Genomic DNA, 17,101 nt, shown 5'->3' with positions numbered 1-17,101 from the left:
GGTCATGAACACGATATCTCTAACGCACCGCTCGCAAAGCCCGTTTACACCGTTCCCAAATTCAACAGCCTGTTAGGCCGTCCACGCCACGCACCCACATCCTGACCGCAGTTCACCACCCTCCCCGCATTTGTTCCCGCGACGCAAGACTGTTGCTCCACGGTGGGTATTCGAGATCGCGACCGGCGCGCCTACAGTTGGCTCATCGGATTCAACGATCCGGTCGGCACTGACGCCGAGAACCATTCACCTATCGAGGCAAATCATGAGCGCATCCAAAGTCATCATCGTCACCGGCGCATCGCAAGGCATCGGCGCTGAAACGGTCAACGCATTCCGGGCCCGCGGCCATCGCGTCGTCGCAACGTCACGCTCGATCGGGCCGTCGAACGATCCCGATCTCGTCACCGTCGCGGGCGACATCGGCGACGCGGCCGTCGCACGACGCGTGGTCGACGCCGCCATCGAACGCTTCGGCCGCGTCGACACGCTCGTCAACAACGCCGGCGTGTTCATCGCGAAGCCGTTCACGCAGTACACCGCGGCAGACTATGCGCAGATCACGAGCGTCAACCTGAGCGGCTTCTTCCATGTCACGCAGCATGCGATCGCCGCGATGCAGAAAAACGGCAGCGGCCACGTGGTCAGCATCACGACGAGCCTGATCGATCACGCGAACAGCAACGTGCCGTCGGTGCTCGCGTCGCTGACGAAAGGCGGATTGAATGCGGCGACGAAGTCGCTCGCGATCGAGTATGCAAAGGCCGGCATTCGCGTGAATGCGGTGTCGCCCGGCATCATCAAGTCGCCGATGCATGCGCCCGAATCGCATGCGACGCTCGCGTCGCTGCATCCGGTCGGCCGCATGGGCGAGATGAGCGACATCGTCGACGCGATCCTGTACCTGGATTCGGCACCGTTCGTCACGGGCGAGATCCTGCATGTCGACGGCGGCCAGAGCGCCGGGCATTGACGCGCAGCGTTGAAACCGCGAGCCGGCGCGCCTATCGCGATGCGCCGGCCCGTTTGGCGCGTGTCGCGGCCACCGGCCTGGCGGGCGCGTGTGCCAGATGCTCGACGAGAAAATCGACGAACACGCGCACGCGCGACGACAGAAAGCGCGCATGCGGATACAAGAGCATGAACGGCCGCGACCGGCCGCCCAGGCCGGGCAGCACTTCCACGAGCGTGCCGGCGCGCAGATCCTGATCGACGATGAAGCGATAGGTCTGGAACAGGCCCGCACCGCTGCGCGCGAGCGTCACACCGGCAATGTAGTCCCCCGACGTACTGTAGCTGCCGGTCGTGGCGACATCGATTCCCTCCGATCCATCGTTGAACAGCCACGGAATCGGCCGCCCGCTGCTCGGCAGCTCGAACTGGATGCATTCGTGCGCATGCAGGTCGTCGATGGCGCTCGGCATGCCTGCTCGCTTCAGGTAGCCGGGCGTCGCGACGATCACGAGTTCGGCGTCCTCCAGCTTGCGTGCGACCAGGTTTGAATCGGCCGGCGCGCTGCCGCGGATCGCGAGATCGTAGCCTTCCTCCGCGAAGTCGATGTTGCGGTTGCTCAGGTGGGTTTCGACGCGCACGTCGGGATACCGCTCGCGAAACGCCGGCAGCAGCGGCAGCACGCGATAGTGCCCGTATGGCGTCGGCATGCTGATCCGCAGCACGCCGGCGGGCGTCGCCTGCTGGCCGGTCGCCTCGCGCTCCGCGTCGACGAGTTGCGACAGCGCATCGCGGCATTGCTCGAAATAGCGGCGGCCGGAATCGGTCAGGCGGATCTGGCGTGTCGTGCGCACGAACAGCCGCACGCCGAGACGCTCCTCGAGCCGCGCGACCGACCGGCTGACCGCGGCCGGCGTCACGCTCGCCGCGTTGGCCGCCAGCGTGAAGCTGCCGAGTTCGGCGGCGAGACAGAACAGCTCGATGCTGCCGAGCAGCAGATCGTCGAATTGTCGTTGCATGGGGCGATTCCTGCGGTCTCCAGCGCGTGCCGCGCGATGACGCCGAGTGTGCATGAATCTCGCACGGGAAACCAGCGGGCGCACATGGCGAGATTCGTTACACCGCGTCGTGAATCAATTGCGCGGCTGACATTTACCGGCTTCGGCCGCATGACTACATTGACTGACAGGCAGCACCGATCGCCTGAACCCCTTTCTCGCAAGGAGCACGACATGACCGTCGAACAGAAGCTGGCCGACCTCGGCCTCGCATTACCCGAACCGCCGAACCCGCTCGGCAGCTATACGGCCGTCAGCGAAGCCGGCAACCTGTTGTTCGTGTCCGGACAACTGCCGCTCGTCGACGGCAAGATCGCCTATACCGGCCGCGTCGGCGAGCAGTTGAGCGTCGACGAAGGCAAGCATGCGGCCCGGCTCGCGGCGCTGAACGTGCTCGCGCAGATCCGCCGGCACTTGGGCGGGTTCGAGCGGCTGCGCAAGATCGTGCGCGTCGAGGGGCACGTGAGTTCGGCCGACGGCTTTTTCGGGCAGCCGGCCGTGATCGACGGCGCGTCGGACCTGTTCGCCGCCGTGCTGGGCGGCAAGGCGGGCCACGCGCGTTCGGCGTTCTCCCAGCGCCAGTTGCCGGCCGACGCGGCCGTGATCCTCGTCGTGATCGCCGAGATCGACCCGGCGTGAGGTGTCGGTCGCCCCACGGGGCGGCCAGCCATTTCCGCGGGCGCTCTCGCCCGCCCTGCCCGGATTCGCTGCGTGTCGAATATCAGGGATCGATCGCCGCAAAGCCTTGTCCGGCAACGCCGGACACGTTCCAGATACATTGAAATACAAAATATCGCATGCGATCTAATCGAATGCGCTTGACGTGGGTAGTCGTCTCGGCGAAACTCCATCGCATGCGATCGAATCGCATCTGAAACAAACCAGTCAACTGACGGAGCAAATGATGAGCAAGATCGAAAAAGTGCTGTACACGGGCAAGACGCATACGACTTCGGGCGGCCGCGACGGCGCGGCGCGCAGTTCCGATGGCCGCCTCGACATCCAGTTGTCGTCGCCGGGCAGCGCCGGCACCGGCACCAACCCGGAGCAACTGTTCGCGGCCGGCTGGTCGGCCTGCTTCATCGGCGCGATGCAGCTTGCGGCGCGTGCCGCGAAGGTGACGCTGCCGGCCGATCTCGCGGTCGACGCCGAAGTGGATCTCGGCACCGCCGGCAACGCGTACTTCCTGCAGGCCCGGCTGAACGTGAGCGTGCCGGGGCTCGATCGCGACGTCGCGCAGCGCATCGTCGATGCCGCGCACCAGACCTGCCCGTATTCGAAGGCGACGCGCGGCAACATCGACGTCGACATCCGTATCGCTTGACCGATGCATCGGGCGGCCTGACGCCGCCTTGCCGAATGCCCGATTTCCTTTCTTTCTTTTCGAGGTGAATGATGAATACCCGACTGATCGCCGCCCTTCTCGTCGCTGTTTCGGCCTCGGTTGCCGCACCGGCGTTCTCCAGCGAATCCACCGTGACGCGTGCGCAGGTGCGCGCCGAGCTCGCGCAGTTGCAACAAGCCGGCTACCCGCTGAATCGTGCGACCGACGCAACCTATCCGGATGATCTCCAGGCGGCACTCACGCAGATCCATGCCGCCGATGCGGTTGCCGGCAACGAGCAGGCGTCCGGCTACGGCAGCAACGGCGATGCGGCAACGCAATCGGGCCGCCGACATGCGGTCAGCGTGGCCGACCGCTCGGTGTATTTCGGTCATTGAGCGCGATGCGCCGCCGATACGCGAACCCTGATTCCTTTCTATCCCAGTTCTGTCGAGGTAAATGATGAAAACCCAATTGATCGCCGCCCTTCTCGTGGCCATTTCCGCATCCGCTGCCGCACCGGCATTCGCCGATGAGGCCGTCGTGTCCCGCGCGCAGGTGCGTGCCGAGCTCGTCCAGCTCGGACAGGCCGGCTATCGGCCGGGCCGCGCGAACGATCCGCACTATCCGGACGACCTGCAGGCCGCGCTGGCGCGCATTCACGCGAACGACACCGCAGTGGCCGATGTGGCGACGTCCGGCTACGGCCGCGATGCCGTCGCCGCGACGCAGTCGGGCAGCCGGCCCGCGACGCGGATCGCCGAACGCTCGATCTACTTCGGTCATTGAACGAAACCGCGAACGGCGCCGGTTGTCGGCGCACGGTGCGCAACGCCCGAATCCCCATTTTCTTGTCGAGGTGAATGATGAAGACCCAACTGATCGCCGCCCTGCTCGTTGCCGTGTCGGCCGCCGTTGCTGCGCCGGCGTTTGCCGGCGAAAGCACCGTGACGCGTGCGCAAGTGCGTGCGGAACTGGCCGCATTGCAGAAGGCCGGCTACCTGCCGAACCGGCCCAACGACCCGAACTATCCGGACAATCTCCAGGCGGCGCTGCGCCGGGTGCACGACACCGATGCGGTTGTGGTGGAGTCGCAAGCGTCCGGTTACGGCAGCGACGCGGGCGGTGCGACGCAGTCGGGCAGCCGCAGCGCGGTTCGCACGGCCGAGCGGTCGATCTACTTTGGCCATTGAGCATGACGCGCCGGAGTCGTCGCGCACATGCGGGCAGCGCGGGACGACGTGTGAGAAACGGGAGCGCGCGAGCACGGCGCGCTCCTCGTCGGTCTTCCGGGAAAATCAGCGTAGCCGGTCGACATGCGCCACGTGCTTGCATCGGCTCGGAATTCGATAGCGCGCGGCGCCGATGTGGCTGCCGATTCTAGCGACCAGCAAGTGTGGAAGAAGAGACCGCAACCGTTGCAGACCGAACAGCACCCCAGGCCCGAGCGCGTTCACGATGATGGACGTCCATCCGTCGATGGCCCGGCGACGCTCGAGTTGAGTGATGGCGCATGGGGAAATCGGGTGATATCGAGGCCGTGCAAAGTGGTTGCTTGCGCAACCGAATCGAGCAGCGGCCGCGCACCGGGCCGCTGACGCCCGACCACGTCGATCCGGCGTTCGAAGCGATACACGATGGCGGGCGGGAAGTTCATCCACGCGACACCCACCCGGACGGCGCGAATGCGCATGGCCTCCAGGTAGCACGCCGGGATCGGGCAGCGCGGCACATACGTGAACTGGTAGAACGCACCATCGGCAGCCAGGTGGCGCGCGAACGCGCAGTGAACGATCGCGACGGCCTGTTCGACCGGCATCGCGACGAGCGGCAATCCGCTCACGATCGCATCGGCACGCGCCCCGCCGAAGAAGTCGCCCGTCATCCCGAGTTGCGCCGCATCCATCTGCATGATCCGCAGCGCGGGAAACTGATGCCGCAGCGTGTTCGCGAAAGCGGGATCGGCTTCGACCAGCACCAGCCGGTCGCTCGCGACGCCGCGCGCGAGCAGTGCCCGCGTGAACACGCCGGTGCCCGCCCCGAGCTCGATCACGGTGGCGCCGTCGCGCGGGATATCGGCGGTGATCAGCGCGGCGAGCGCCGGGCCGGACGGCGCGAGCGCGCCCACGCGGCGCGGATTGCGCAACCAGGTACGCAGGAACAGCATCCATTCGGGGATTCGCATCGACGGGCTCCAGTCGGGATCGATCGGTCAACGGCATGTCGGGCTAGGCGGCCGCTTGCGCGGCCAGGTAGCCCGCCGTGATGAACAGCGTGTTCCATAGCGCGATGCCGGCCGCGGCGCCGGACGCGAATCGCGCGAAACTCGTTTCCAGCAAACCGGCGAGCGCCGGTGCGACGAGCCGGACGAACGGCACCAGTTGCGACCAGAGTGCGAGCCGCGTGGGCCGCGCGCGAATGCCGTCGATCAGCGCGTCCATTCTTGCGGGCTGCAGCCTGCCCAACGGCGCGATGCGCCGCAGCAGCGCCAGCACGCTGTCTTCCGGCCACAGGTTGCCGAGCGCGTAATGCAGCAGGCAGCCCGCGAAGCTGCCGAGCGCCGTGACGACGATCGCTTCCGGTAGCGTCCACGCGCCTTGCGCGCTGGCGACGCCGATCATCGCGAGGAGCACGTGGGACGGCAGCACGGGGATCAGCCGTTCGATCAGCGACAGGCCGACGAGGCAGGCGATGCTGTTGGCGCCGGCCAGGCTGAGCGCGAGGCCGAACGGGACGAGCGTGGCGAGCTGGTTCATCGCACCGCCCCCGCGCGGCTGGCGCGCAACGTGCACAACGCGCGCGGCCTTCCATGCCAGAATCGCCTGCACCGGGACGGCGCGAAAGTGGAGCCTCGTGCCGCATTGCATTGCAGCAACGGAATTGAAGGACGTGACACGGTCATCGCGAGCCTCTCGAGAAAACGCCAGATGCATTGCACCGGCAATGCGGCGAATGGCCCGCATCGTGGCCCCCGGTCTTTAAGAAGTTTTTAATCGCGGTCGGTCAGGCTGGCGACCTCGACATTCGAGGAGCGAAACCGATGCATATCCTGTTGGTAGAAGACGATGCCATGCTGGCCGACGCAGTTTGCGCGGGCCTCAGGCAGAACGGCTGGCGTGCGGACTGGTCGGCCGACGTGCCGGCCGCACGGCTCGCGCTCGTCGGCCACGACTACGACGCGGTGCTGCTCGACCTGCAATTGCCGGGCGCGTCCGGCTTCACGCTGCTCGCCGCGATGCGCGCGAACTACGACCCGACGCCGGTATTGATCGTGACCGCGCGCGATCAGCTGAGCGACCGGATCCGTGGCCTCGACGCGGGCGCCGACGACTATCTCGTGAAGCCGTTCCAGCTCGACGAGCTCTACGCACGGCTGCGCGCGCTGACGCGCCGCAGCCAGGGCCGCGTGTCGGAACGCCTGATCTACCGCGACGTGCACGTCGATCCGGCGCGCAAGGAAGTCACGCGCGCCGGCGAACCCGTTGCGCTCAGCATTCACGAGTACCGCACGCTGCTCGCACTGATGGAGCGGCAAGGCCGCGTCGTCACGCGAACGCAGCTCGAAGAGCGCGTGTACGGCAACGACAGCGAAATCGAAAGCAACACGATCGCGGTGTACATCCATCAACTGCGTCGCAAGCTCGGCGACGAACTGATCGTGACGGTGCACGGCTTCGGCTATCGCGTCGGGGAGAGCCCGGCATGAAGTCGTTACGCGTGCGCCTGCTCGCGACCGTGATGGCGGCGGTCGTCGTGTTCTGGGCGAGCTGGGGGGCGTTTCTCGGCATCGGCCTGTGGCGTGAACAGCGCGGCTGGCGCGACAGCATGCTCGAAAGTGCCGCGCAACTGCTGCTCTTGTCGTTGCCGGATGCGATCGATCGCCTGCCCGCGGCGAACGCCCAGGCGGTCGTGCCGAAAGCGGCGTATGGCAAATACGACGTCGCGTTCCAGGTCTGGGTCGATGGCCGCAACGTGATGCACAGCGCGGATGCGCCCGGGCCGGCGCTCAAGGCCGACCTGCGGGACGGATACGGCGTGAGCACCGGGCGAGGCGTCGCGCACGACGAGACCTGGCGGGTGTACTCGCTGTCGGATCCGGCGGGCCGGATTCACGTTCAGACAGGCGGGCCGGCCACGACCTGGCAGGAGAAGGCGAACAATGCGCTGCAACTCGGCCTGTTCAATACGGCGGTGATGCTCGGGATGCTGGGCGTCGTGATCTGGTGGGTGATCCGCTGGTCGTTCGGGCCGGTGCGCGACATCCAGCAGGCGATCCAGCGCAAGGCCGCGTTCGATTTCTCGCCGTTGCCGCTGGTGACGCTGCCGCGCGAACTCCGCCCGCTCGTCGAATCGTTCAATCGCCTGCTCGCGCGGCTGAGTCAGGCCGTCGACACCGAGCGTCGTTTCATCGGCGATGCGGCGCACGAGTTGCGCACGCCGCTCGCGGCGTTGTCGGCCCAGGCGGAGGTCGCGTTGCAGGCGGACAGTCTGGCGGACAAGAACGAAGCACTGCGTCGGCTCGCAACGGGCGTCGAGCGCAGCGCACGGCTATCCGGGCAATTGCTCGAACTGGCGCGGCTCGATGCCGGATCGCGTGCCGACCAGCATGGGCCGGTCGAACTGTCGCGGCTCGTTGCATTGATCGCGAGCGACTTCGACTCGGCCGCACATGCACGCCGACAGACGATGCGGATCGCGGTCGAACCGGTGCGCGTCTGGGGCGACCTGGACGAGATCGCCATTGCGGTGCGCAACCTGATCGACAACGCGCTGCGTTACGGCCGTGACGGCGGGCGGGTCGAGATTACGTGCGACGTCACGGCCGACGCGGACGGCACGCGGGTCAGGCTGCGGATCGCGGACGACGGGCCGGGTGTTCCGGTCGGCGAGCGCGGGCGGATCTTCGAGCGCTTTTACCGCGTACCGGGGACGGTGCAGCCGGGTAGCGGCATCGGCCTGTCGCTGGTGGCGCGGATTGCCGAGTCGCACGGCGGGTCGGTCGAAGTGGCGGCCGGTATCGATGGAAACGGGCTGGCGGTGATCCTGTCGTTCCCGATCTGGGTGGATCCGGAGCGCTGGCAGCGTTAGCGTGCTGCGCCGCGCCCTGCCCGGCCGATCCCGGTCTATGCTGTGCCACCGACACCTTCAATCGAGGAGCAGCCGATGTCCGATGCAACGACCGGAAATGCGACAGGCAGTGCCCACCCGCTCGACCGTGTGGTCTGGAACGCGCTGACGGGCAGGCAACGCCGCTTTGCGCTCGGCAACGATCGTGCGTGGCGGTTTCCGGTGGCCATCGCGCCGTTTGCCGCGCTCGAGGACACGAGCGCGGCGTCGTTCGACGCATTGCGTACCCTGATCGCCGCTCACGGGCCGGCGGCGCTGGTCACGCCGGACGAGATCGAGCTGCCCGCGGGATTGTCGGCGATCCGGCGCGCCGGCCTGTTGCAGATGGTCTGGCAAGGGACGCTCGACCCGGCACCCGAATCCGGATATGTCACGCTCGCCGAAGCCGACGTGCCGGAGATGCTCGCGCTGACTACGGCCGCGCAGCCCGGTCCGTTCGGCCCGCGCACGTTCGAGCTCGGCCATTACATCGGCATCCGCAGCGAAGGCAGGCTGGTCGCGATGGCCGGCGAGCGGATGCAGGTCGACGGGTATACCGAGATCAGCGCCGTCTGCGTGGATGCCGCGTTTCGGCGGCAAGGGCTGGCGGCCCGTCTGATGCGGTCGTTGATTGCGGAGATCGGTGCACGTGCGGATACGCCTTTCCTGCACGTCCTCACGTCGAACCAGGTGGCGATCGAGCGCTATCTCGCACTCGGTTTTGTCGTCCGCCGCGAGATGCACCTGCTGGTGCTGGGTGACGGGCACGCATGACGACGCGGCCGGCGCGATGGTCGTGCCGGCCGCTGGTTGTTCGGGTGTCTATTCGTCGGTCGAGCGGATCAGGTTGCCGCGCAGCGTGACGATCGCCTTCTGCATCTTCGCGAATTCGTCCGGCTTCAACCCGGTGGCTTCGACCAGATTCATGTCGAGCCCCTGCTCGCGCACCCGGCGGCCACTCTTCGTCAGGCTGACGAGCACCTGGCGCTCGTCAGACGGATCGCGGTGCCGCTCCAGGTAGCCCATCGCCTCGAGCTTCTTCAGGATCGGCGTCAGCGTATTGGATTCGAGGAACAGCTTCTCGCCGAGCTGGCCGACCGTCTGGTTGTCCTGCTCCCATAGCGCAATGATCGTGATGTATTGCGTATACGTGAGGCCGAGTTCCTCGAGGATCGGCTTGTACGCCTTGCCGAATGCGAGATTCGTCGAGTAGATCGCAAAGCACAGGAACTCGGACAGCTTCGGCGCGGCGGCGGATGGGGCTTCGGTCGGTTTCATGGACTTCCTCCAGCGACGCGAACGGCCGCAGATGGACGCATTATATATCGCGTGCGATCTTATCGGAAGCATGATAATCGGTCTCGATACACCGGCGCGCCGTCAGTCCGCCCTGCGGCGCTTGCCGGTCTGCGCGCGGCTGGACGACAGCAGCGAGCATTGCACCGGATGCGCGATTTCGGTCGCGAGCCCGCCTGCGGCAAACAGCAGGATCATCAGCCAGCGTTTCATGCGTCCTCCACGACCGAGAGGCTTGCGCCGTCGGCGACCGTCGCATCGAGCGCGTACGGATCGACGCCGTCGAGACAGCCGAGATTGACGCGCCAGCATGTGGGGTCCCTGCGTGTCTGATGGAACGGATAGATGCCGCAATGGCTGCAGAAATAGTGACGGGCCGTGCGTGTGTTGAACTGGTAGCACGTCAGCGCGTCCTCGCCTTCGACGATCTTCAGTTCGCTTGCGGCGAACATCGGGCTCATCAGCGCGCCGCGCCGGCGGCACAGGCTGCAGTTGCAGCGAGTCGCCGGCGTGACGGCCGTTCTGACTTCGAATTTGACGGCCCCGCAATGGCAGGACCCTTTGAACCAGGTTGCAGACATGATGGACTCCAGAAGAGGTCATGCCTGCTTTATAGCGGACGCTCGAAGCTGCGTTGTATCGCGATGTATCCGCGCTTCGTGCAGATACAGAGCATTGCAAATCGACGGCGGGCGCGATGATTGCGTGCGGCAATCGGGGGGCGTTCACCGATCGCCGACGCGTGCCTGCAGCCCTCCGCCCGCGGATCTTCCGATCAATCCAGCACGTGCTGCATCCGTTCGATCGCGGCCCGCGTCTCGCGTTCGAGCGTGGCGAACAGCTCGGCAGCCGGCAGCGACCGCACGAGCGGCGCCGCCTGCCCGGCCCACTGCGCGCCGTAGCCGAATTCACCCTTCGCCTTCGCGGCCGCATGCAGCGCCTTGCCGGCGTCGTATGCGATCGGGTACGCGGGCGTGGCCGGCGCGTGCGGGTCGTCACCGAGCGCGGTCAGCCGGTTCGCGATGCCGCGCGCGATCCGGCCGGAGATCGCGGCCGTGAACGTCGTGCGGCGGGCCGCGTCGCCAAGCAGCGCACGGCGATAACCGTCGTCGATCGACGTCTCCGGGCATGCGACGAACGCGGTGCCGAGCTGGGCGGCCTGCGCGCCGAGCGCGAGCGCGGCGGCGATGCCGTCGCCGTCCATGATGCCGCCGGCGGCGATCACCGGCAGCGCGCATTCGCGCACGATCAGGCGCGTGAGCGCGAACGTGCCGAGGCGATCGTCATGCGAAGTCGAATCGAACACGCCGCGGTGCCCGCCCGCTTCGATGCCCTGCGCGACGATCGCGTCGATGCCGGCGGCGGCGATCTGGCGTGCCTCGTCGAGGTTCGTCGCGGCCGCGAACAGCGTGATGCCCGCGCGCTTCAGCGCGGCGATCACGTCCGCGGACGGCAGCCCGAAATGGAAGCTGACGACGGCCGGCGTTTCTTCGACGAGCAGCGCCTGCATCGCGTCGTCGGCGATGAAGCTCGTATAGATCTCCGACAGCGATGCGGGCGGCGTCGCGCCATATTCGCGGAACGCCGGCGCAAGCCATTCGAGCCACGCCCGTTCAATGGCCGCGTCGGCGTGCGCCGGCTGGTGACAGAACACGTTGATGTTGAACGGCCGGTCGGTGAGCGCGCGCGTGTCGCGGATCATCTTGCGGGCGCCGTCGGCGTTCGTCGCACCCACGCCGAGCGAGCCGAGCCCGCCCGCATTCGACACGGCGGCCGCCAGCGCCGGCGTGCTGACGCCGGCCATCGGCGCCTGGACGATCGGGGCGCGCATGCCGAGCGTGCGCAACAGTGTCCGGTTGTCGGTCGATTGATTCATGTCGCTTGCCTCCTGCAAGATCCGTCATCGAAATGCGTCGGCGCGAATGCGGGCCGAAGCGCGTGGGTCGGGTTCGCGGCGGTGCGTGTTGGTCGTGCGTTGCGCGCGACCGGTCACTTAACAGCCCTGTCGAAAGCGATGTGCAATCGTGCGGTGCGGTGTCTTCAACTGAGGCGACGGTGTATGTCATTGCCGCTTCCCGGTGCGACACCCGCTACTGCGCCCATCCTACGCCAGCCAGCCGCTATCGGCCGCGCGCCCAATGCGCGAGCCCCGCGCAGGCCGCCAGCAGCGCACCCGTCACGAAGAACACCGAATGCAGCCCCAGCGCGACACCGATCTGTCCGCCGATTATCGGCCCGACCACCTGCCCGCTGAACTGCGCGGATTGCAGGTAGCCGAGCATCTGCCCGGTCGCGCGCTCGTCGACCGATTGCCGCACGAGCTTGCCGATCGACGGCAGCAACCCCGCGAGCGTCATGCCCATCAGCACACGCAGCGCGCCAAGCTGCCACCAGTGCGTGACGAACGCCTGCGGCACCATCGCGAGCGCGGTCAGCAGCAGGCAGCCGATGATCACGTTCCAGCTGCCGATCCGGTCGGCCAGCGCGCCGAGCCTTGCGGCGGTCAGCATGCTGCCGAGTGCCGAACATGCCATCACGACGCCGGCGACACGCGCGAGGTGGCCGCCGTCCACGCCGAGCCCGCCGATATAGACGGTGATGATCGGTTCGATCGACATGTTCGCGAGCAGCACCATCATCGCCGTCACCAGCAGTGCGGCGACCGCCGCGCGATTCGTGCGGTGCGGCGTGCCGGCCGCGGCGCTCGCGGTGCGCGTCCGGGCATCGGTGCCTGCGTGGAAATCTTCCTTCACGACGAAGATCGTCAGCAGCGCGGCGACGGCGATCATCGCGCCACCGGCGAAGAATGTGCCGCGAATGCCGACCCAGCCCGGCAGCAGCCCGCCGACGAGCGGCCCGACGAGGTTGCCCGCGAGCGCGCCGGTCGACAGGATGCCCAGCGCCCAGCCCGCGCGTTCGCGCGGCGCCTGCGTGCCGACCATCACGGTCGACGCGGACGCATAGCCGCCGACGAGCCCCGCGAGCAGCCGCAGCGCGACGAGTTCGACCACGTTGTGCGCGACGCCGATCAGCGACATCACGATCGCCATGCCGATCGCCGCGCGCACGAGCATCGGCTTGCGGCCGAAGCGGTCCGCGAGGCGGCCCCACAGCGGCGCGGTGACGGCCGTGCCGAGGAACGTCGCGCCGAACGCGATGCCCGACCACTGGATCACGGCCGACTGCGCATCGACGCCGAGTTGCCGCACGTATAGCGGCAGGAACGGCAGCAGCATGCTCAGGCTGACGAGCGTCGTGAACGACCCGAACACGCACACGGCGAGATTGCGCCGCCAGTAGCGCGTGTTGCGTTCGGCGTAGCTGGCGACGGGCCGCTCGACCAGTGCTGGCGTGGGTACATGCGAGATCGTGCTCATTGCGCCCTCGCCGTCGCGGTCGGCGATGCGGGAAACCGCTGTGTGGCGAAGATCGCCGGCAACGGCACGGAGGTGAAACGGGCGACGCCGATGCCCGACACCGCGCGGTGCGTCAGTCCGAGCGCACGGGCGCGACGCTGGTCGGGAAGCGCTTGATGCATGTTGACCTCCATTCGCTGAACGGTCGCGATGCGCGTCCGTTGGTTGAAGGAAGTCTAGATTGAGCCGATTATCGAGTGAATCCCCGTCGTGCGAAAGCCATTCTTCCGCATCCCGGTTCAATCGTCGTCGGTAATGGCTGCCAGCCGCGCAAAGTGCTCGCGCAGGCGCGGCGCCGCGAAATCGACGAACGCGCGCACCTTCGGCACCGCAAGGCGTCCGTAAGGCGTGACGAGATGGATGGGCAGCGGCGCGTGTTCGCTGTCGCTCAGTACGATCCGCAGCGCGCCGTCCCGCACCGGTTCGGCCACGTGATACGAAAAGAGTCGCGTGACGCCGTGCCCGGCGACGGCCGACGCAACCGCACCGCGGATCGTATTGACGATGAAGCGCGGCGCGAACTGGACGACCTGCGGCAGCGCCGACGGTGCCGACGGCGGAAAGCTCCACGAGTCGAGGCCGAAGTGCGTCATCGAGATGATCCGGTGCTGCGCGAGATCGGCCGGTGTCTCGATCGCCGGGTGCTTCGCGAGGTAATCGGGCGACGCCACGACGACTCGCCGCACCGCGCCGACCGGAATCGCGACCAGCGTCGAATCGGTCAGGTGCGCGATCCGCAGCGCGACGTCCATGCCTTCGTCGATCAGGCTGACGGGACGGTCGAGCAACTGCAGGCGGATCGACACGGCAGGATGGCGTTCGATGAATTCGTCGAGCAGCGCGCGCAGTACGTCCTCGCCCGCGGCGACCGGCGCGGTGACCGTCAGCAGGCCGCGCGGCGCCGAGCGTTCGTCGGCGACCAGCATGTCGGCTTCCTCGAGATCGGACAGGATGCGACGGCACGCGGCCGCGTAGCGCTCGCCGGCCTCGCTGAGCCGGATCGTCCGGGTCGTGCGGTACAGCAGCGCGGTGCCCGTGTGTTCTTCAAGGAACGCGATCGCGCGGCTGACCGCCGCCGGCGACCGGCCGAGCTTCCGGCCCGCGCCCGCGAGGCTGCCCTCGTCCAGCGTGGCGACGAACACCTTCATCGCATCGATTCGATCCATGGCGTGTCAGCGGGCGCGAGCGGTCGTGTAGTGGGCGGTGGGCAAGCGAGCGTGCAGTCTACCGCACGCGGGCGCGGGGCTTTGCCCGGGGGGTACTGCGCTTGCCGTTTTGGCCCTACAATGCGCAGGCGAAGAAACCGCATGATCGGCCGTCAGGGTGCCGCGTTCATCGAACGCAGCGCCCGACATTCAAGCGGTTCCGCTGAATAACGAACAAATCCAACCAGCACACATGAAAAGAAGAACGTTTCTCGCGCTGCCCGCCGTGGCGGCGTCCGGCATGCTCGCCGGCTGCTCCAATTTCGGCCCCGTCACCAAGGCGTGGATGGAGGATTCGAAATACGACGAAACCTTGTCGACCTTCCTGATTACCGCGGACGGCAAGCAACTCGTCGTGCTCGGCAAGAAGTATCACTACATCTTCGAGATGCCGCCGAGCCTTGCGACTGTGCTCAACGCGCCCTATCGCCCCAAGATTCACACGGCGTTCAACGATTTCGAGGCGCACGGCGACGCGATCACCGGTCAATACACGATGAGGCTGGACTACTCGGATGCGCCGCCCGGCTCCGACGTGCGCGAGCGTGCGCTCGCGGACGGTTTCAAGAAGGACGGTGCCTACCTGGAGTCGGAAGGCAAGATCAGCGGCAAGCGCTATTTGCCGAACGGCGTCACGCCTTCGTCGGTCCCGCAGGCGTTCAATCGTCCGTACGAGGTCACGGTGACGGACAAGCTGACGGCTGTCGGCCGCGGCGCCAAGCTGGCGTTGTCGCCGATCGCGATGGCGGCCGATGGCGCGTTGGGCCTGCTCGGCCTCGCGCTGTTCCCGATCGCGCTCACCACCTTCATCATCGTGGCGAGTTAAGGCGGAATCGGCGATGACATTCCCTGCCCGAAACCTGTTCCGGATCGGTTGCGTTGCCACCTGTCTGGCCTTCGCGCAACACGCCGTCGCCGAAAGCGACTGGGACGCCGCACGCCGTGTGCGTACCGACTGGGTGTTCGCGTCGATGAAGGAAAGCGACGTGCGGCCCACGCTCGATCGCGCACTGAAGGATCAAGTGCGCTGGGCCGACCTGCCCGGCAATGCACCCGATGCAGGTGCGTTCCAATGCACGAAGCTCGCATTACCGCCGCCGTCGGCCGAAGCGCAGGCCGCGTTCGACGCGGCGCCGTCGCCGCGCGGCCCCGACGCCGACAAGGCGTACGCGAAGGCCGCATCGCTCGGTTCGTGGCGTGCGGCCGCGCGCCTGGCGAGCAGTTCGCTCGACGACGAGGATTGGGAAGGCGCGCAGCCGGCAATTGCATGGCTGCTCGTTCATCACGTGCCGGCCGGCTACAACAAGCTCGCGGATGTCCTGCAGGCGATGTCGGGCTACGACGGCGAAACGCCCGGCGAGGGCATGAGCGGGATGATCGCGTCGCTGCGCTGGCGTGCGGCGCGCGAAGGCGATCCGGTCGCACAGATGGAGATGGCCGACCGGTTCGAGAAGCTCGGCAAGACCGATCTCGTCACCGCGCTGCGCGCTTGCGCGACGCAGCAGAATCCGTCGCTGAAATGAAGCGAGCCGGCAGGCCGCGATGAATTGCGGCCTGCCGGCTCGTGTCGTGACGTTGTCGCATCAGGCTTCGTACCGCACCGCGTGCGCTTCGGTCGGCAGCGGCAGATCCCAACGCAGCAGCATCGCCTCGAGCGCGCGGTTCGTCAGCGACGTGTCGCGTCGCGCGTTGCGACGCAACAGTTCCGCGCGCGGCTGTTCGAGGTAGACGAGCGTCACGTCGGCATCGTACGCATACAGCAGGTCGAGCGTCTTCTTGCGCATCAGCGGCGACAGGTTCGTCGCATTCCACACGAACGGTTTTTGCGCGCGCAACAGCGCCTTCGCGGCGTCGACCGCATGGTGCGCGACGGCGCCCTCGTTCTGCCCATGACGCAGGCCCAATGCATCGCGCGCATCGTCGAACGACACGACCGGCAGACCCGGATGATGCCGCGCAACCCACGTGTTCTTGCCTGACGCAGGCAGGCCCGACATCACGACGACCCGCGAGCCCGCCGTGCGAAACAGCGGATAGTCGGGATGCACGTCCGCGCCGCGAAAGTAGCTGAGCGCCGTGTGCGCATCGGCGAACGCACGCGGCTGGCCGTAGCAGCCCTCTTCCCGCGCCAGTTCGCGCAACAGTTCGATGTTGTCGAGCACGCGCTGCGTGTCGTTGCAGATGCGCCCGCGCATATCGGCTTCGGCGAGCAGGCACAGCAGCGGCAGGCTGACCTGCCACGACAGCTCGCGTGCGATGAACTCGGGTGTGCCACGGCGCGACCCGCTCATCGCGAAGAACGGCACCTGATGCGCGGCGATCATCCGGCAGATCGCTTCGCGCACCGCGAACGGCACGCCGGCATCCCACAGCGCGATCCGTGCATCGATCGCGCCCTTGCGCGAGTGGCCGGGATGGCCGATCGCACCGGTGACGGGATCGACGACCGTCGTGCTGTACTTGGCGATGTCGTGCAGCAGCGCTGCCAGGAACACGATCTCCTGATCCGCGCGCGACGCGGCCTGGTACTCGGGCAGCGCGAGCAGTGCATCGATCACCATCATCGTATGCGTCCACACGTCGCCTTCGGCGTGGTGCGCGGGCTCCTGCGGGGTCGATTTCGCATGCTCGAGCGCGGGAAACGCCGCCAGACACGCGCGATAGTCCGGCTGCCGGCCGGGTGCAGGCACGAGTGCCTGCAGGTGTTCGTACTTCATGATCAAGACTCCTCTCGAAACGGCGCAC

The 17,101-nt window shown here is 67.2% G+C and carries 21 protein-coding genes and 1 pseudogene; 11 read left to right on the top strand and 11 right to left on the bottom strand.

Annotation, left to right across the window (positions count from 1 at the left end):
• The first annotated feature begins 265 nt into the window (after positions 1-265).
• A complete protein-coding gene (locus BDI24065_RS37090; protein WP_175035350.1) occupies positions 266-973 on the top strand; it encodes an SDR family NAD(P)-dependent oxidoreductase in 708 nt (235 codons plus the stop codon).
• A 31-nt stretch (positions 974-1,004) separates the two neighbouring features.
• Here BDI24065_RS37090 and BDI24065_RS37085 read toward each other — a convergent pair whose 3' ends face one another.
• Entirely contained in the window at positions 1,005-1,970 is a 966-nt protein-coding gene (locus BDI24065_RS37085) for a LysR family transcriptional regulator (RefSeq protein WP_175035349.1), read from the bottom strand.
• A gap of 213 nt (positions 1,971-2,183) precedes the next feature.
• On the opposite strand from BDI24065_RS37085, the gene BDI24065_RS37080 reads away from it, so the two are divergent.
• The 5 genes from BDI24065_RS37080 (at position 2,184) to BDI24065_RS37060 (ending at position 4,526) form a co-directional block, all read left to right on the top strand.
• Positions 2,184-2,648, top strand: a complete 465-nt coding sequence (locus tag BDI24065_RS37080; protein WP_175035348.1) for a RidA family protein — start codon at positions 2,184-2,186, stop codon at positions 2,646-2,648.
• A 265-nt stretch (positions 2,649-2,913) separates the two neighbouring features.
• A complete protein-coding gene (locus tag BDI24065_RS37075) occupies positions 2,914-3,333 on the top strand; it encodes an organic hydroperoxide resistance protein (RefSeq protein WP_011352035.1) in 420 nt (139 codons plus the stop codon).
• A 71-nt stretch (positions 3,334-3,404) separates the two neighbouring features.
• A complete protein-coding gene (locus tag BDI24065_RS37070; protein ID WP_175035353.1) occupies positions 3,405-3,731 on the top strand; it encodes a DUF4148 domain-containing protein in 327 nt (108 codons plus the stop codon).
• Positions 3,732-3,792: 61 nt separating this feature from the next.
• Complete coding sequence (locus BDI24065_RS37065) at positions 3,793-4,122, top strand: DUF4148 domain-containing protein (RefSeq protein WP_175035347.1); 330 nt, start codon at positions 3,793-3,795, stop codon at positions 4,120-4,122.
• Between the two features lie 74 nt (positions 4,123-4,196).
• On the top strand, positions 4,197-4,526 hold the full coding sequence (locus tag BDI24065_RS37060) for a DUF4148 domain-containing protein (RefSeq protein ID WP_175035346.1): 330 nt from the start codon (positions 4,197-4,199) through the stop codon (positions 4,524-4,526).
• A 383-nt stretch (positions 4,527-4,909) separates the two neighbouring features.
• Here BDI24065_RS37060 and BDI24065_RS37055 read toward each other — a convergent pair.
• Positions 4,910-5,518, bottom strand: a pseudogene (locus tag BDI24065_RS37055) (class I SAM-dependent methyltransferase); the annotation flags it as partial.
• A 43-nt stretch (positions 5,519-5,561) separates the two neighbouring features.
• On the bottom strand, positions 5,562-6,089 hold the full coding sequence (locus BDI24065_RS37050; protein ID WP_175035344.1) for a DedA family protein: 528 nt from the start codon (positions 6,087-6,089) through the stop codon (positions 5,562-5,564).
• A gap of 284 nt (positions 6,090-6,373) precedes the next feature.
• On the opposite strand from BDI24065_RS37050, the gene BDI24065_RS37045 reads away from it, so the two are divergent.
• The 3 genes from BDI24065_RS37045 to BDI24065_RS37035 all read left to right on the top strand — a co-directional run bounded on the left by BDI24065_RS37045 (position 6,374) and on the right by BDI24065_RS37035 (position 9,213).
• Positions 6,374-7,039 carry a response regulator transcription factor gene (locus tag BDI24065_RS37045; RefSeq protein ID WP_175035343.1) on the top strand — a complete coding sequence of 222 codons (666 nt, stop codon included), beginning with the start codon at positions 6,374-6,376 and terminating at the stop codon, positions 7,037-7,039.
• Positions 7,036-8,421 carry an ATP-binding protein gene (locus tag BDI24065_RS37040; RefSeq protein ID WP_175035342.1) on the top strand — a complete coding sequence of 462 codons (1,386 nt, stop codon included), beginning with the start codon at positions 7,036-7,038 and terminating at the stop codon, positions 8,419-8,421. Before BDI24065_RS37045 ends, BDI24065_RS37040 begins: the two co-directional genes overlap by 4 nt.
• A gap of 75 nt (positions 8,422-8,496) precedes the next feature.
• Positions 8,497-9,213, top strand: a complete 717-nt coding sequence (locus tag BDI24065_RS37035; RefSeq protein ID WP_175035341.1) for a GNAT family N-acetyltransferase — start codon at positions 8,497-8,499, stop codon at positions 9,211-9,213.
• Between the two features lie 48 nt (positions 9,214-9,261).
• Here the strand turns inward: BDI24065_RS37035 and BDI24065_RS37030 are convergent, their stop codons facing one another.
• From BDI24065_RS37030 to BDI24065_RS37005, 7 genes are all read right to left on the bottom strand, one after another.
• On the bottom strand, positions 9,262-9,717 hold the full coding sequence (locus BDI24065_RS37030; RefSeq protein ID WP_175035340.1) for a MarR family winged helix-turn-helix transcriptional regulator: 456 nt from the start codon (positions 9,715-9,717) through the stop codon (positions 9,262-9,264).
• A gap of 102 nt (positions 9,718-9,819) precedes the next feature.
• The gene (locus BDI24065_RS41435; RefSeq protein ID WP_302479486.1) at positions 9,820-9,948 is read right to left on the bottom strand and encodes a hypothetical protein; all 129 of its coding nucleotides are present in this window, start codon (positions 9,946-9,948) and stop codon (positions 9,820-9,822) included.
• Positions 9,945-10,316, bottom strand: a complete 372-nt coding sequence (locus BDI24065_RS37025; protein WP_175035339.1) for a GFA family protein — start codon at positions 10,314-10,316, stop codon at positions 9,945-9,947. The genes BDI24065_RS41435 and BDI24065_RS37025 overlap by 4 nt, the downstream gene beginning before the upstream one ends.
• Before the next feature lie 194 nt (positions 10,317-10,510).
• On the bottom strand, positions 10,511-11,611 hold the full coding sequence (locus tag BDI24065_RS37020) for an NAD(P)H-dependent flavin oxidoreductase (protein ID WP_175035338.1): 1,101 nt from the start codon (positions 11,609-11,611) through the stop codon (positions 10,511-10,513).
• 244 nt (positions 11,612-11,855) lie between these two features.
• Positions 11,856-13,112, bottom strand: a complete 1,257-nt coding sequence (locus BDI24065_RS37015; protein ID WP_175035337.1) for an MFS transporter — start codon at positions 13,110-13,112, stop codon at positions 11,856-11,858.
• The gene (locus BDI24065_RS37010) at positions 13,109-13,273 is read right to left on the bottom strand and encodes a hypothetical protein (protein ID WP_175035336.1); all 165 of its coding nucleotides are present in this window, start codon (positions 13,271-13,273) and stop codon (positions 13,109-13,111) included. Before BDI24065_RS37010 ends, BDI24065_RS37015 begins: the two co-directional genes overlap by 4 nt.
• A gap of 117 nt (positions 13,274-13,390) precedes the next feature.
• Positions 13,391-14,317, bottom strand: a complete 927-nt coding sequence (locus BDI24065_RS37005) for a LysR family transcriptional regulator (RefSeq protein WP_175035335.1) — start codon at positions 14,315-14,317, stop codon at positions 13,391-13,393.
• A gap of 157 nt (positions 14,318-14,474) precedes the next feature.
• On the opposite strand from BDI24065_RS37005, the gene BDI24065_RS37000 reads away from it, so the two are divergent.
• A complete protein-coding gene (locus tag BDI24065_RS37000; protein ID WP_254609936.1) occupies positions 14,475-15,182 on the top strand; it encodes a 5-formyltetrahydrofolate cyclo-ligase in 708 nt (235 codons plus the stop codon).
• Positions 15,183-15,195: 13 nt separating this feature from the next.
• Entirely contained in the window at positions 15,196-15,879 is a 684-nt protein-coding gene (locus BDI24065_RS36995) for a hypothetical protein (RefSeq protein WP_175035334.1), read from the top strand.
• A gap of 60 nt (positions 15,880-15,939) precedes the next feature.
• Here the strand turns inward: BDI24065_RS36995 and BDI24065_RS36990 are convergent, their stop codons facing one another.
• The gene (locus BDI24065_RS36990; protein WP_175035333.1) at positions 15,940-17,073 is read right to left on the bottom strand and encodes an AAA family ATPase; all 1,134 of its coding nucleotides are present in this window, start codon (positions 17,071-17,073) and stop codon (positions 15,940-15,942) included.
• Between the last annotated feature and the right edge of the window lie 28 nt (positions 17,074-17,101).

This window comes from Burkholderia lata (genome assembly GCF_902499025.1).
Taxonomy (GTDB): domain Bacteria; phylum Pseudomonadota; class Gammaproteobacteria; order Burkholderiales; family Burkholderiaceae; genus Burkholderia; species Burkholderia lata_C.
The sequence above is the reverse complement of the archived record's forward strand: the minus strand, read 5'-3'. Positions and strand labels throughout refer to the sequence as shown.

Excerpts from the sequence above, each read along its gene's own strand:
- BDI24065_RS37090 (WP_175035350.1), top strand. The coding sequence starts at position 266 with ATGAGCGCATCCAAAGTCATCATCGTCACCGGCGCATCGCAAGGCATC.
- BDI24065_RS37085 (WP_175035349.1), bottom strand. The coding sequence starts at position 1,970 with ATGCAACGACAATTCGACGATCTGCTGCTCGGCAGCATCGAGCTGTTC.
- BDI24065_RS37080 (WP_175035348.1), top strand. The coding sequence starts at position 2,184 with ATGACCGTCGAACAGAAGCTGGCCGACCTCGGCCTCGCATTACCCGAA.
- BDI24065_RS37075 (WP_011352035.1), top strand. The coding sequence starts at position 2,914 with ATGAGCAAGATCGAAAAAGTGCTGTACACGGGCAAGACGCATACGACT.
- BDI24065_RS37070 (WP_175035353.1), top strand. The coding sequence starts at position 3,405 with ATGAATACCCGACTGATCGCCGCCCTTCTCGTCGCTGTTTCGGCCTCG.
- BDI24065_RS37065 (WP_175035347.1), top strand. The coding sequence starts at position 3,793 with ATGATGAAAACCCAATTGATCGCCGCCCTTCTCGTGGCCATTTCCGCA.
- BDI24065_RS37060 (WP_175035346.1), top strand. The coding sequence starts at position 4,197 with ATGATGAAGACCCAACTGATCGCCGCCCTGCTCGTTGCCGTGTCGGCC.
- BDI24065_RS37050 (WP_175035344.1), bottom strand. The coding sequence starts at position 6,089 with ATGAACCAGCTCGCCACGCTCGTCCCGTTCGGCCTCGCGCTCAGCCTG.
- BDI24065_RS37045 (WP_175035343.1), top strand. The coding sequence starts at position 6,374 with ATGCATATCCTGTTGGTAGAAGACGATGCCATGCTGGCCGACGCAGTT.
- BDI24065_RS37040 (WP_175035342.1), top strand. The coding sequence starts at position 7,036 with ATGAAGTCGTTACGCGTGCGCCTGCTCGCGACCGTGATGGCGGCGGTC.
- BDI24065_RS37035 (WP_175035341.1), top strand. The coding sequence starts at position 8,497 with ATGTCCGATGCAACGACCGGAAATGCGACAGGCAGTGCCCACCCGCTC.
- BDI24065_RS37030 (WP_175035340.1), bottom strand. The coding sequence starts at position 9,717 with ATGAAACCGACCGAAGCCCCATCCGCCGCCGCGCCGAAGCTGTCCGAG.
- BDI24065_RS41435 (WP_302479486.1), bottom strand. The coding sequence starts at position 9,948 with ATGAAACGCTGGCTGATGATCCTGCTGTTTGCCGCAGGCGGGCTCGCG.
- BDI24065_RS37025 (WP_175035339.1), bottom strand. The coding sequence starts at position 10,316 with ATGTCTGCAACCTGGTTCAAAGGGTCCTGCCATTGCGGGGCCGTCAAA.
- BDI24065_RS37020 (WP_175035338.1), bottom strand. The coding sequence starts at position 11,611 with ATGAATCAATCGACCGACAACCGGACACTGTTGCGCACGCTCGGCATG.
- BDI24065_RS37015 (WP_175035337.1), bottom strand. The coding sequence starts at position 13,112 with ATGAGCACGATCTCGCATGTACCCACGCCAGCACTGGTCGAGCGGCCC.
- BDI24065_RS37010 (WP_175035336.1), bottom strand. The coding sequence starts at position 13,273 with ATGCATCAAGCGCTTCCCGACCAGCGTCGCGCCCGTGCGCTCGGACTG.
- BDI24065_RS37005 (WP_175035335.1), bottom strand. The coding sequence starts at position 14,317 with ATGGATCGAATCGATGCGATGAAGGTGTTCGTCGCCACGCTGGACGAG.
- BDI24065_RS36995 (WP_175035334.1), top strand. The coding sequence starts at position 15,196 with ATGACATTCCCTGCCCGAAACCTGTTCCGGATCGGTTGCGTTGCCACC.
- BDI24065_RS36990 (WP_175035333.1), bottom strand. The coding sequence starts at position 17,073 with ATGAAGTACGAACACCTGCAGGCACTCGTGCCTGCACCCGGCCGGCAG.